Source organism: Microbacterium sp. ISL-59, from assembly GCF_018613945.1.
GTDB lineage: Bacteria > Actinomycetota > Actinomycetes > Actinomycetales > Microbacteriaceae > Microbacterium > Microbacterium oxydans_B.
Window position 1 is genome coordinate 72,851 of the sequence record NZ_JAGGPG010000005.1, and the last position, 13,213, is coordinate 86,063.

A 13,213-nucleotide genomic window follows, 5' to 3' on the forward strand; every position below is an offset into this window, starting at 1 on the left:
GTTTTCGGGTAACTGTCCGCACGGCGAGGGGCAGGCGGATACGCCGCCCCTCGCCCACTCTCTCTACCGCCTCGACTCCGGTCTCCTCCCCCACCGGAGCCGAGGGGCGGCGCGCCGCGTCGGGCGGCGATCAGACCGCGGCGGCTTCCCGCAGGATCTCGTGCCACAGGTCGACGGAATCGTCGTCCCCGGAGGCGCGGGTGCCGGCGCGGCCGACCACGGTCACGGCGACGCGCGGGTCGCGAGAGGAGCGGATGATGAGGCGAGCGCTCTCCGCGCGGGTGAGCACGGCGGCCAGCTCATCTCTGATCTCGACCCGACGCGCCGCCTCGATACCGTCGAAACCGCCTTCGTCGAACACCGTCACGACAGCGCCGCGGCGACGCGCGGCTTCGATCGCGTTCCGCACCGCGTCGTTGAGCAGGTCCGCCCCGCGCAGCTCATCCCGCAGTCGCCCCTCGGCCAGACGCGCATCCAGGCGCTCCTGATCGTCCAGCGCTCCACGAGACGCCACCACACGGCTCAGGACGGGCCCCGCGACAGCCAGAGCGAACTGCGTGCGCAGGCGGCGTTCGCGCTGACGCACCCGCTGCGTGGCATGCCAGGCCGAGACCGCCTGCTGGATCTCGGCGAGGCGCTCGGTGTCGCGGACCGCTCGGTCCCAGAACATGACGAGCAGTCGGGCGACGACGACCCACATGATCGAGCCCACCAGACCGAGGCTCAGCGCCACGCCCAGGCCCAGATAGGCGGACGTCGCCGCCACCAGGACCCCGAGTGTCGCCCAGCCGACGAGGAACCGACGACGGACGACGCACACGACCCCGAGCAGGCCGAGTGCGCCGATGTACCAGGTGGCGAACGGCGCCGTGCGGTCGGCGGGATCGAGCGCGAACGTGACCAGCGCCGGGATGACGGCGCTCGCCAGCAGCGCGAGCACGGCCGACCACAGAGGCATCCGCACCGAATTGGCGCTGCCGAGGATCGCGACGTTGACCACGACGAGATAGAGACCGATCGCGAGGACCATCACCAGCGGTGCGGTCGGTTGCTCGATCCACCAGATGCCGCGCGCGACGAAGTACAGCGCGAAGCCGACGGCGAGGGAGGTGGCGACGCTGCGGACGGTGCGGTTCACGAGCGCTCCCACCCCAGGACCACGATCGTGCCGTGGTCGTCGGACCGGATCTGCGCGGTGCCGGCGACACCGGCCATGCGAGCGAGGATGGACGCCCGGATGCCGAGACGATCCGCGCCGATGCTGTCGACATCGAAACCCGGCCCGGCATCGGACACCGTCACGGCGATCCCCTCGTCGCCATGACCCTCGGCGATGATGTGCAGGCCCCGCCCGCCGGCATGAGCGACGGCGTTGCCGATGGCCTGACGCGCGGCGAGCACCAGGGCCCGGGCGGCGCGACCCGGAATCAGCCCGATGCCGCCCCGCTCCTCGACGATCGCATCGGCGCCGAGTTCGGAGAGCGCGCGACGCAGCTCCACCACGATCTGCGCCGTCCCGATCGGCTCATCGCTCCCCTCCTGCGCCACCGCGACCTCGGTATTGGCGAGTCGGGTGAGCGCTTCGCGCGCCATCGCGACCGCGAGCTCCTTCGCCCGCTCGCCCTCCGCACGCTCGGCGGCGATCAGCGCCGCCAGGACGCTGTCGTGCATGAGCGCCGACATGGCCACCCGCTCCTCCTCTGCGGCAGCGGCAGCGGCGGCGGTCGAGTACGACGAGACGGCCTGACCTCTGGCCTCGTCCACACCGGCGGCGACCGAGCGGAACATCCAGCCGAGCGCGATCATGACCACGCCCAGGATCAGCGTGAACGACACGTCGAAAGCGGTCGTCACCCAGAACTCCCGCGAGAACTCGCCCTGAACGAGTCGGACGTACCCGTAGACGAACGGCATCCCCGCCGCCCAGGCGAACTGGAGCCGCAGCGGGAACGCGAGCATCGCCGCGACCACGCCGACGTTGACGAGGAAGAAGATCCACGGCTGATCGCCCGCGCTCTTGTCGGTCGGATCGACGACGCTCGGCCAGGCGGCAAGGGCCAGGACGTAGATCACGGCGAAGACGCCGGAGAAGAGGCGTACACCGCGTCCGATCAGACAGGCCACGAGCATCGCAGCCAGGGGCACGAACACCGCGGCCAGGATCACGACATCCCCCGCATCGGCCCGCATCGGAGAACTCAACGCGGCGATCAGGGCCTGCACGCCGAGCGCGGCCGAGCCGATCGCCACCACGATCGCGAGGATCCGCTCCATGCGCTTGCCGGTGAAGCGCTCGAACTCGGTGTCCGCGCTGCCGGGAGAAGGGATCTTGCTCCAGGCATCGCGGATGCTGAGCGGATCAGCGGGCACTCGGCGCCCCGTCGGCCGCGACGATCCCGTCCTCCATGGCCCGACGGAGGAGGTCGACCTTGGTGGGTGCGGGGCGACCGACCTCGACGTACTTCACGCGAACGCGGGTGATGTTCTCCTTGGCCGTCGAGTACGCGACGCCGAGGCGTTCGGCGACCGCCTTCAGCGGCAGCCCCGTGGCGTAGAGCCGGAGCACCTCGCGCTCGCGAGTGGAGAGCTGGGCGTCGGCGAAGGCCCGATCCCCGTCGACGGCACTGGCCCATTCGACGTTGTTGAGCGCCTCGCCCTGAGCGACGGTGCGGATCGCATCCAGCACGTCGTCGAGAGCGGACGACTTGCTGACGACACCGGCGGCCCCGGCGGCGAGCGCCTCGCGCACCGCTGCGGGACGGTCCGCGACGCTGTGGATGACGACGCTCGCGCCGTCGTTCACGAGCGAGGTCACGTTCTCGGTCACGGTCGAACCGTCACCGAGAGTGAGGTCGAGCACGACCACGTCGGCCGGAGCGGACGCGGAGGCCACTCGCCACTCGAGGTAGGAGACGACCGTGCTGCCGGAGAAGACCACCGTCTGCGAATCGCGCGCGCACGCGGCCTCGAGGCCGAGGCGAACGGACTCGTGATCGTCGATGAGTGCGACCCTGCTCATCCACCCAGCCTAGTGAGTACCCGGCGGCGGCCCGGATCGGTCACCGGGTGAGGAGCGCGACGACCTCGAAGTGGTGCGAGTGCGGGAAGAGGTCGAAGCCGCGCAGGCGGTCGACCTTCCACCCGAGGGTACGGAACGTCCCGAGGTCTCTGGCGAGGGCCACCGGGTCGCACGCGACGTATGCGATGGCCTCCGGCGCGAGGGCGTGCACCGCGTCGACGACCTGGCGCCCGGCCCCGGCACGCGGCGGGTCGAGGATGACCGCTCCGGTGCGCCCACCGCTCTTCTGCGTGGAGAGGAAGCGATCGACGCGCGCGGTTACGGCCTTCACATCGAGCGGGGCGAGGTTCGCGGCAGCGTACTGCGTGGCCCGCGCGCTCGACTCCACCGTGACGATGTCGGTGCCGCCGAGGTCGGCGAGCGTCGCCGCGAAGAGCCCGACACCGCCGTAGAGGTCGTAGTGCGTCTTCTGCTCGTCGACGTGCCCCTCGAGCACGCCGTAGACCGCGGCGTCGAGCACGGACGCCGCGCGCGGGTGCACCTGCCAGAAGCCCGTCGCATCGACCTGGAAGCGGCGGTCGCCGACGACTTCCTCGATCACTTCCGGTGTCGGACGGCGACGGAAGCCGCGAGCGACCTTCGCCGGCCGCTCGGTCTCTTCCCGCCGGATGACACGGACCTTGCCGTCAGCGGGCTCGACGAGTTCGATGCGTCCGGGTGCCTCGCCGTGCAGCGCGAGCGCGGCCTCGGCGATGGCAGGACGGGACAGCGGGTAGCTGGTGACGGGGATCACGCGGTGGCTGCGCGCAGCGAACGGACCGACCTCACCCGACTCATCGACGTGCAGGGTGACGCGGGTGCGCCAGCCGGTGCCGTCACCGGAATCGACGGCCTCGATCTCGGGAGCGACGAGGCCTGATCCCGCGAACCGGTCGAGCGCCTCGGTCAGCACCTGGCGCTTGAGCACCCGCTGGTGCCCGAGGTCGATGTGGCCGAGATCGGCTCCGCCCGGGCGGTCCACCGGATCACGGGAGAGATCGGCCTCGGCCCAGATGTGCGGGCGGCGGTGCTCCGAGGCGTCGAGCACCTCGATCGTCTCGGCCCGCCAGAAGCTGCGGGTGGAGGCATCCGCCCCTTCCTGCGGGGCGATCACCCTGGCGCGCACGCGCTCCCCGGGGATCGCATCGGAGACGAAGACCACGCGGCCCTCATGGCGGGCGACGAAGGTGCCCCCGTGTGCGATGCCGGTGATGTCGAGTTCGAGCACGTCGGCTGCGGAGGAAGTCATTCTTCGAGGATACGGTGGTGGACATGCGCGTCTGCCTCGCCTCCACGTCTCCCGCTCGACTGATGCTGCTGCGGCAGGCGGGGATCGAGCCACTCACCCTGTCTCCGGACGTCGACGAGGATGCCGTAGCCGCGGCCGCCGAGGCCGAACACGGCAGCCCGCTCGCACCCGCCGAACTGGTGCTGCTCCTCGCCCGCGCCAAGGCCGCAGCGGTCGCCCGCAGTCTCGCCGAGGCGGGCGAGTTCGACGGTCTCGTGATCGGCGGTGACTCGATGTTCGCGCTCGGCGGGCGGGTCTACGGCAAGCCGTACACCGCGGAAGAGGCCACCCGACGCTGGCAGGAGATGCGCGGCGCGACCGGCATCCTGCACTCCGGGCACTCGGTGTTCCGGATCGTTCCTGGCGCCGAGCCCGTCGAGGCGACCGCCGTCGCCGAAGCGGCGGTGACCTTCGCCGCAGATGTCAGCGACGCCGAGATCGTGGCCTACGTGGCCTCGGGCGAACCGCTGCACGTGGCCGGAGCATTCACCGTCGACAGCCTGGGCGGCGCCTTCATCACCCGGGTCGACGGCGATCCCTCGACCGTGGTGGGCATGTCCCTGTCGACCGTGCGGCGCCTGGCCGCAGAGCTCGGCGTCCGGTGGACGGACCTGTGGTCGTAGACTCCCCTCCACGTTTCCCCCTCTTTCTTGTGGGGAGTCGTCAAAGGGATCGAGTGCCTTCTCGCTAGGCTGGCAACCATGCCTGCTATCGCCAAGGTGCTCATCGCCAACCGCGGCGAGATCGCCGTACGCATCATCCGCGCCGCTCGAGACTCCGGGATCGCGTCGGTCGCCGTCTACGCCGACCAGGATCGTGATGCCCTGCACTCCCGTCTCGCGGACGAGGCGTACGCGCTCGGCGGCTCGACCAGCGCTGAGACGTACCTGCAGATCGAGAAGATCCTCTCGATCGCCCGCCGCGCCGGTGCCGACGCCGTGCACCCCGGCTACGGGTTCCTCGCGGAGAACGCCGAGTTCGCCCGCGCCATCATCGATGCGGGGATGACCTGGATCGGCCCGTCGCCCGAGGCGATCGAAGCCCTCGGCGACAAGGTGACCGCACGTCACGTCGCCGAGAAGGTCGGCGCTCCCCTCGCCCCCGGAACCCCCGGCCCCGTGGCCGGAGCCGATGAGGTCATCGCCTTCGCGAAGGAGTTCGGCCTCCCGATCGCCATCAAGGCGGCCTACGGCGGCGGCGGACGCGGCCTCAAGGTCGCCCGCGAGCTCGACGAGGTCGCCGAGCTGTTCGAATCGGCCACCCGCGAGGCCGTCGCCGCCTTCGGGCGCGGCGAGTGCTTCGTCGAGAAGTACCTCGACAAGCCGCGCCACGTCGAGACCCAGTGCTTGGCAGACGCCGAGGGCAACGTCGTCGTCATCTCGACGCGCGACTGCTCGCTGCAGCGCCGCCACCAGAAGCTCGTCGAAGAGGCCCCTGCGCCGTTCCTGACCGCGGAGCAGAACGACCTGCTCTACTCGGCGTCCAAGGCCATCCTCAAGGAGGTCGGCTACGTCGGTGCAGGCACCTGCGAGTTCCTGATCGGCGCCGACGGCACGGTCTCGTTCCTCGAGGTGAACACGCGTCTGCAGGTCGAGCACCCGGTCTCCGAGGAGGTCACCGGCATCGACCTGGTGCGCGAGCAGTTCCGCATCGCGGCCGGTGGCACCATCGACTACGACGACCCGAAGCCGCAGGGCCACTCGATCGAGTTCCGCATCAACGGCGAGGACCCCGGTCGCGGATTCCTCCCCCAGCCCGGCCCGATCCACGTCTTCAAGACCTTCGGGGGTCCCGGCATCCGCCTCGACTCCGGCGTCACCGCGGGCGACTCGGTCTCGGGCGCGTTCGACTCGCTGCTCGCGAAGATCATCGTCACCGGCAAGGACAGGGCCGAGGCACTGGAGCGCTCGCGCCGCGCACTCGACGAGTTCGAGGTCGCCGGTCTCCCCACCGTCATCCCGTTCCACCGCAAGGTCGTGCGCGACCCGGCGTTCACGGCCGAGAACGGCGAGTTCAGCATCTTCACCCGCTGGATCGAGACCGAGTTCGTCAACGACATCCCCGCGTGGGACGGTGAGCTCGAGTCACCGGCCGCCGGCGAGTCGCGCCACACGGTCGTCGTCGAGGTCTCCGGCAAGCGCCTCGAGGTGAGCCTGCCCGACCGGGTGGCCGTCGCTCCGGGCACTGCGGGTCGCCCCGCCGTCGTACCCCCGTCGCGTCGCAGCCACGCCACCACGGCGAACGCGGGCGCATCCGGCGATGCCGTGAAGTCGCCCATGCAGGCCACGGTCGTCAAGGTCGCCGTCGAAGACGGCCAGCAGGTCGTCAAGGGCGACCTCGTCGTCGTGCTCGAGGCGATGAAGATGGAGCAGCCGCTGCAGGCCCACAAGGACGGCGTCATCGGCAACATCAACGCGGATGCCGGGTTGACGGTCTCCGCCGGACACCAGCTGCTCACGATCAGCTGATCCTTCGCACACGAAGCTCAGGGACCGCGTCCCGGAAATGTGAAAGGCGCCCCACCGAGGTGGGGCGCCTTTCTCGTCCTGCGTCTCAGGAGATGTTCACGAGGTGCATCGCCCGGCTGGCGTCGGTGATGCTGCTCGAGAGCGACGGGTATGCCGCGAACACCCGCGAGACCTGGTCCACCGTGAGGCGACGCTCGACGGCCACGGCGATCGGATAGATCAGCTCGGAGGCCTTGGGTGCCACGATCACGCCTCCGATGACGGTGCCGGATCCCTTGCGGGCGATGAGCTTGACGAAGCCGTCCTTGATGCCCATCATCTTGGCGCGAGGGTTGGCCGCGAGCGGAAGCTTGTAGACCATGCCGTCCGCGACGCCGTCCTCGACGTCCTTGACCCCGTATCCGACCGTCGCGATCTCCGGAGCGGTGAAGATGTTCGAGGTGATCTTGATGAGCTCCAGCGGGATCACGATGTCGCCGAGCGCGTGGAAGACGGCCGTGCGCCCCTGCATGGACGCGACCGAGGCGAGCGGGAAGAAGTTCGTGCAGTCGCCGACCGCGTAGACGTTGGGCACCGAGGTGCGCGCGACCTTGTTCACCCGCACGTGACCCGAGTCGTCGAGCTCGACGCCCGCCTCCTCCAGGCCGATCCCCGCGGTGTTCGGGATCGAGCCGACGGCCATCAGGCAGTGGCTCCCCTCGACCGTGCGGCCGTCGGACAGCGTGACGGTCACGCCTTCTTTCGTGGCCTCGACCTTGTCGGCACGGGACTTCGAGAGCACCTGCATGCCGCCGCGCTTGAACACCTTCTCCAGGACGCTCGCCGCATCCTTGTCCTCGCCGGGGAGCACCTGCTCGCGGCTGGAGATGAGCGTGACCTTGGCACCGAGGTTCATGTAGGCGGAGGCGAACTCCGCGCCGGTCACGCCCGAGCCCACGACGATGAGGTGCTCCGGCAGCGCCTTCATGTCGTACAGCTGCGTCCACGTGAGGATGCGCTTGCCGTCGGGCTTCGCGGAATCGAGCTCACGGGGAGACGCCCCCACGGCCACGACGATGGTGTCGGCCTCGACGCGGTCGAAGTCCGTGCCTTTCTCGCCCGTCGACACCACGATCGCGGTGGGGCCTTCGAGCCGTCCGTGCCCGGAGAGGATTCGGACGCCGGCTTCGAGCAGCGTCGCACGCATGTCCTCGGACTGCTGCCCGGCGAGCGCGATGAGACGCTTGTTGACGGCGGCGAGGTTGATCGCGATCTCGGGCTTGAGCGGCTTGCCGTTCTCCCCCTTCGCGTAGAAGTTCACGCCGAGGTCGCTCGCCTCGGAGATGGCCACCGCGGCATCGGCCGTCGCGATCAGGCTCTTGGAGGGCACGACGTCGGTGAGGACGGCCGATCCACCGACTCCCACCCGCTCGACCAGGGTGACCTCCGCTCCGAGCTGAGCGGCCGCGAGGGCCGCCTCGTAACCGCCGGGACCGCCGCCGAGGACGGCGACGCGCTGAGTGCGCTCGAAAGTGGTGGAAGACATGCAACCCATTCTTCCGCAATCCTGGCCCCGGAGCCTGCACCTTCCTAGAGTGGATCCATGCCCGAAACGCACAGCAACCCTCTCGATGACCCGACCGCGAACCCGTTCGAGGTCGCCGCACAGGCCGCCACCGACATCGCGCGTCTGACCGGAGTCGAGAATCACGACATCGCTCTCACCCTCGGCAGCGGCTGGGGCAAGGCCGCCGACATCATCGGCGAGACCATCGCCACGATCCCCGCCACCGAGGTCACCGGGTTCTCCAAGCCCGCGCTGGAGGGCCACGTCGGCACGCTCCGCAGCATCCGCACGCCCGGCGGCAAGAACGTCCTCGTGATCGGCGCGCGCACGCACTACTACGAGGACCACGGCGTGCGCCGCGTCGTGCACAGCGTCCGCACCGCCGCCGCCACGGGGGCCAAGATTATGGTGCTCACGAACGGCGCCGGAGGCATCCGCGAGACCTGGACGCCCGGCCAGCCGGTGCTCATCAGCGACCACATCAACCTCACCGCCGACTCCCCGCTCGAGGGCGCGACCTTCATCGACCTGACGGACCTGTACTCGAAGCGCCTGCGCGACGTCGCGCGCAGCATCGATCCGATGCTCGACGAGGGCGTGTACACCCAGTTCCGCGGCCCCCACTACGAGACCCCGGCCGAGGTACAGATGGCGAAGCACATCGGCGGACACATCGTCGGCATGTCGACCGCTCTCGAGGCCATCGCCGCCCGCGAGGCCGGCATGGAGATCCTCGGCTTCTCCCTCATCACGAACCTCGCCGCCGGGATCCAGCAGACCCCGCTCAGCCACGCCGAGGTGATCGAGGCCGGGCGTGAGGCCGAGCCGGTGATCTCCGCGCTCCTGGCCAGGGTGGTCGAGGCGCTGTGAGCGAGGAGCGGATCGCGCAGGCGCGCGCCTGGCTGCGACAGGACCCCGATCACGAGACCCGCGACGAGCTGGCCGGCCTCATCACGCGGGCCTCCGGCGGGGATGACGCCGCCGTCGCGGAACTCGACGACCGGTTCCGCGCGCGCCTCGAGTTCGGCACCGCCGGCCTCCGCGGCGAGCTCGGTGCCGGAAGCAACCGGATGAACCGCGTGCTCGTGGCGCAGGCGGCCGCCGGATTCGCCGCCTACCTGCGCGAGAAGGCGGCGGAAGGGCACACTCCGACCGTCGTGATCGGCTACGACGGACGCCGGAACTCCCGCGTGTTCGCCACGGATTCGGCCGAGCTGTTCGTCGGCGCCGGCCTGCGCGCCATCCTGCTGCCCCGCCTGCTGCCGACGCCCGTGCTGGCCTTCGCCGTCCGTCACTTCGGCGCGGACGCCGGCGTGATGGTGACCGCGAGCCACAACCCGCCGAACGACAACGGCTACAAGGTGTATCTCGGCGGCGCCGACCAGGGCTCGCAGATCGTCGCCCCCGCCGATGCCGAGATCGCCGCGCACATCCAGCGCACGGCCGATACCGGCTCCGTGGCGGCGCTGCCCCGCTCCACGGCCTACGAGACCGCCGGCGAGGATGTCGTCGAGGCGTACATCGCGGCCACCGCGGCCGTGGCTCCCGCACCCGCCGGCTCCTCCGGCATGCGGTGGGTCTACACCGCCATGCACGGGGTGGGCTGGGAGACGCTGTCGCGCATCGTGCGGGACGCCGGCTACCCCCAGCCGTTCGTCGTCGACGAGCAGCTGACGCCCGACGCGACCTTCCGCACCGTCTCGTTCCCGAACCCCGAGGAGCCGGGAGCTATGGACCTCGCCTTCGCGCGGGCCCGCCGTGTGAAAGCGGACTTCATCCTCGCCAACGACCCCGACGCCGACCGCCTGGCGGTCGCTGTTCCCGACGATTCCGCCGCGGACGGCTGGCGCCGTCTGACGGGCAACGAGGTGGGACTCCTGCTCGGCGCGAGGGCCGCCCGCGCCGCGGCCGGGACCCCGGGAGCCTCGCTCGCCTGCTCGCTGGTATCGTCGCCCGGCCTGGGAGCTGTCGCTGCGCACCACGGGCTCGACTTCCACGAGACCCTGACCGGATTCAAGTGGATCTCCCGCGCCCCCGGCATCGTCTTCGGGTTCGAGGAGGCGCTCGGCTACCTCGTGAACCCCGAGACGGTGCGCGACAAGGACGGGGTCTCTGCGGCGATCGCCGTGCTCGGCCTCGCCGCCGAGGCGCGAGACCGCGGGGCCACGCTCATCGATCTGCTCGATGAGCTGGGCGAGACATACGGGCACTTCGCCAGCGGCCAGGTCTCGGTGCGGGTCGAGGATCTCGCCGTCATCGGCAACGTGATGCTCTCGCTGCGCTCGCTGCCGCCGACCCACATCGCCGGACGCACCATCACCTCGGCCGAAGACCTGCTGCAGGCGGCACCGGGACAGCCCTCCGGTGACGTGTTGCGGTATCGCCTCGGCGACGGCTCGCGCGTCATCGTCCGGCCGAGCGGCACCGAACCGAAGCTCAAGGTCTACATCGACGCCCGAGCGGACTCCGCCGAAGCAGCACGCGGTGCCGTGGCAGAGCTCGAGGCGGGAGTGCGCGCCCTGCTCGACGAGCGCTCCTGAGCATGCCCACCCGACGCCTGATCGTCAGCGCGCACAACGGCGCGCATGCCCGGCCGGTGGCCGAGCTCGTGCGACTCGCGCACTCGCACCACGCCCCGGTGACCCTGCGCACCGCCGACGGCACGACCGTCGACCTGAGTAGCGTGCTGGCGGTCATGGACCTGGGGATCTCGTCCGGAGACGCGGTCGTGCTCGAGACGGCGGCCTCCGGCACCGCGGACGACATCCTGGATCAGCTCGCCGAGGTGCTCGCACCGCGGGAGTGAGCCTCGCGGATCAGCCGTCGATCACCGCGACGAGCTCGTCGAGGAAGGCCTCGAACGTGGTGCCCCTGCGCACGATGCGCTGCACGCTCTCGCGCTCGCTGAACACCTCGACCAGCTGCTCGAACACGGTCTGGAACGCCGCCCGATCGCTCTCGCTGAACGCGGCGAGCGCGACGACCTGCACACGTCCGTCGCCCCACGCGGCCGAGCCGTCCGCCACGCCGATCGCGATGGCCGTGCGGGTCGCCGTCATCTGCAGCGCGTGCGGCACCGCGAGCGCATCGGTGAAGGCGGTCGACGACATCCGCTCACGCACGATCGTGTTCTCGATGTAGTCCTCGCCGATCAGCCCCGCCTGCACGAGGAGCCCACCGAGGCGGCGGATGATCGTCTCCTCCCCCTCATCCTGCAGGGGAAAGACGTAGGCGTCGGCCAGGAAGTAGCGCGCGAGTTCGCCGCGCAGGCGGGTGAGGCGTCGCCCGCGTCGGACGCGGGCGGCGGCCTGCTGGATGCGGTCGACGTCGGTATCCGTCAGGAACGGCTGGATGCGGACGAAACGGTCACCCACATCCCCCGGTTCGATCGTGCTCAGGACGAGGTCGGTGTCGAAGGATGCCCAGTCCGGATCCACGTTCGTGACGACGGTCGTGACCTCGATCGCAGAGCCGAGTGAGCGGTCGACGCTGGAGCGCAGCAGCTCGTGCAACTCCTGGTACCCGGGGCAGACGATCGTGGCGGTCAGGATCGACTCCGCCTTGCGACTGCGCTCGAGTCGCCCGCCGACGTGCATGGCGATGTACGCGATCTCGTCATCGTGGATGGGCGTGCCGACGCGATCGTGGAGTCCGCTCGCGATCGACACCGCCACCTCGAAGATCATCGGATACGTCGTCTTGAGCGAGCGCGTGAGCGGGTTGCGCGTCAGCGCGCTCTCCTCGGCCCGCCGCAGCAGGTTCTGCACGTGCAGCGCGAGTCGGAGGACGAAGGTCTCGTCCACGAGATCGACCTGGAAGTCTTCGGCGGCGCGCGCGATCTCCGCCCGGACCGCGGCTTCGACGGCCGGATCCACACCGCTGCGCGCGACCTCCCGGGTCGCATCCTCTCCCGGCGCGACGATGCGGGTCAGGACCAGCGAGGCGAGGTGGCCGCTGTCGCCGTCGCCGAGGGCCACGTCGAAGTGCTCGGCGGCGAGCCGGGCGATGACGGCGCCCACCCGCGGAATCTCCTCCCGGGCACCCGCCGGCGACGATTCGAGGGCGTGCCCCGCGGCCACCCGCTCGGCGGCGATCGCGATGTGCAGCAGCACGTCGGCGATCGCGAGCTCGTTCACGTAGTAGCCGAGCTCGCCGAGCTCCCGCACCAGCGATGTCTTGAACGGACCGACCGCGCTGGCGGCCACCGCCGACCGCGACAGGGCGCGCCGGAAGGTCTCGGGGTGGAAGGAGGCGTCGTCCATCTCGTCATGCGCGAGCCTGCTGAGCAGGCGCCGCTGAGCGGCTTCGTTCCCCCGCAGTCGCACCCTCTCCCGGTCGCGCTCGAGCGCGAGTTCGGTGCCGTCGAGCAGGCTGCGCACCCGCACCAGGTCCGCCTCGAGAGTCGCCTCACTCACGTGCAGCTCGTCGGCCGTGTCGAACACGTCTATCCCGGCGGGCTCGTCGAGCAGCAGCCGCACCAGAGTGTGCAGCCGATCGCGGGGAGCGGACTCGCCGGTCTGACGCATCCGGAGCGCACCGCGGGCACCGGATCCTGCGCGGTACCCGGCCGGGCCGGACTCGATCACGCCGGCCCCCGGGGTCCGCGCGTTCAGCGCTGCCACGTACGACCGGATGCTGCGGGGCGTGACCCCGAGCAGATCGGCGAGGCTGGCAGCCGTCGCCCACCCTTCCTGGCGCAGCAGGGCGGTGAGGAGCTGGTCCTGACGCTGGCGCGACATGATCCTCCCCTTCCCGCTTGGTGACCGCACTGTCTCGACGTGGTCTCCATGATGTCAGCATGCCGGCATCCCCGGGCGGAAACCGGGGTTCCGCAGGGGCGGAAAGGAACCTGT

At 70.5% G+C, this 13,213-nt stretch carries 11 protein-coding genes; 5 read left to right on the forward strand and 6 right to left on the reverse strand.

Annotated elements, in window-relative coordinates; all coding sequences use genetic code 11:
• Window positions 1-130 precede the first annotated feature (130 nt).
• From J7E45_RS16715 to J7E45_RS16730, 4 genes are read right to left on the reverse strand one after another with little or no spacing between them, the layout of a single operon-like run.
• Entirely contained in the window at window positions 131-1,138 is a 1,008-nt protein-coding gene (locus tag J7E45_RS16715; protein ID WP_308162170.1) for a hypothetical protein, read from the reverse strand.
• Entirely contained in the window at window positions 1,135-2,370 is a 1,236-nt protein-coding gene (locus J7E45_RS16720) for a hypothetical protein (RefSeq protein WP_091030269.1), read from the reverse strand. Before J7E45_RS16720 ends, J7E45_RS16715 begins: the two co-directional genes overlap by 4 nt.
• Entirely contained in the window at window positions 2,360-3,019 is a 660-nt protein-coding gene (locus J7E45_RS16725; protein WP_091030266.1) for a response regulator transcription factor, read from the reverse strand. Before J7E45_RS16725 ends, J7E45_RS16720 begins: the two co-directional genes overlap by 11 nt.
• Before the next feature lie 40 nt (window positions 3,020-3,059).
• Window positions 3,060-4,307: a TRAM domain-containing protein gene (locus J7E45_RS16730; protein WP_215070809.1), complete on the reverse strand. Its 1,248-nt coding sequence runs from the start codon at window positions 4,305-4,307 to the stop codon at window positions 3,060-3,062.
• A 23-nt stretch (window positions 4,308-4,330) separates the two neighbouring features.
• Between J7E45_RS16730 and J7E45_RS16735 the strand changes: the two genes are divergently transcribed.
• Entirely contained in the window at window positions 4,331-4,969 is a 639-nt protein-coding gene (locus tag J7E45_RS16735; protein WP_215071091.1) for a nucleoside triphosphate pyrophosphatase, read from the forward strand.
• A 78-nt stretch (window positions 4,970-5,047) separates the two neighbouring features.
• On the forward strand, window positions 5,048-6,814 hold the full coding sequence (locus J7E45_RS16740) for a biotin carboxylase N-terminal domain-containing protein (RefSeq protein WP_215070812.1): 1,767 nt from the start codon (window positions 5,048-5,050) through the stop codon (window positions 6,812-6,814).
• An 85-nt stretch (window positions 6,815-6,899) separates the two neighbouring features.
• Here the strand turns inward: J7E45_RS16740 and J7E45_RS16745 are convergent, their stop codons facing one another.
• Entirely contained in the window at window positions 6,900-8,348 is a 1,449-nt protein-coding gene (locus tag J7E45_RS16745; RefSeq protein ID WP_029262532.1) for an NAD(P)H-quinone dehydrogenase, read from the reverse strand.
• A 48-nt stretch (window positions 8,349-8,396) separates the two neighbouring features.
• Here J7E45_RS16745 and J7E45_RS16750 point away from each other — a divergent pair, with 48 nt between their 5' ends.
• From J7E45_RS16750 to J7E45_RS16760, 3 genes are read left to right on the forward strand one after another with little or no spacing between them, the layout of a single operon-like run.
• Complete coding sequence (locus J7E45_RS16750; protein WP_215070815.1) at window positions 8,397-9,230, forward strand: purine-nucleoside phosphorylase; 834 nt, start codon at window positions 8,397-8,399, stop codon at window positions 9,228-9,230.
• Complete coding sequence (locus tag J7E45_RS16755; protein WP_215070819.1) at window positions 9,227-10,900, forward strand: phospho-sugar mutase; 1,674 nt, start codon at window positions 9,227-9,229, stop codon at window positions 10,898-10,900. Before J7E45_RS16750 ends, J7E45_RS16755 begins: the two co-directional genes overlap by 4 nt.
• 2 nt (window positions 10,901-10,902) lie before the next feature.
• A complete protein-coding gene (locus J7E45_RS16760) occupies window positions 10,903-11,166 on the forward strand; it encodes an HPr family phosphocarrier protein (protein ID WP_215070822.1) in 264 nt (87 codons plus the stop codon).
• A gap of 10 nt (window positions 11,167-11,176) precedes the next feature.
• On the opposite strand, the gene J7E45_RS16765 is transcribed toward J7E45_RS16760, so the two are convergent.
• Window positions 11,177-13,099, reverse strand: a complete 1,923-nt coding sequence (locus J7E45_RS16765; RefSeq protein WP_215070825.1) for a PRD domain-containing protein — start codon at window positions 13,097-13,099, stop codon at window positions 11,177-11,179.
• Between the last annotated feature and the right edge of the window lie 114 nt (window positions 13,100-13,213).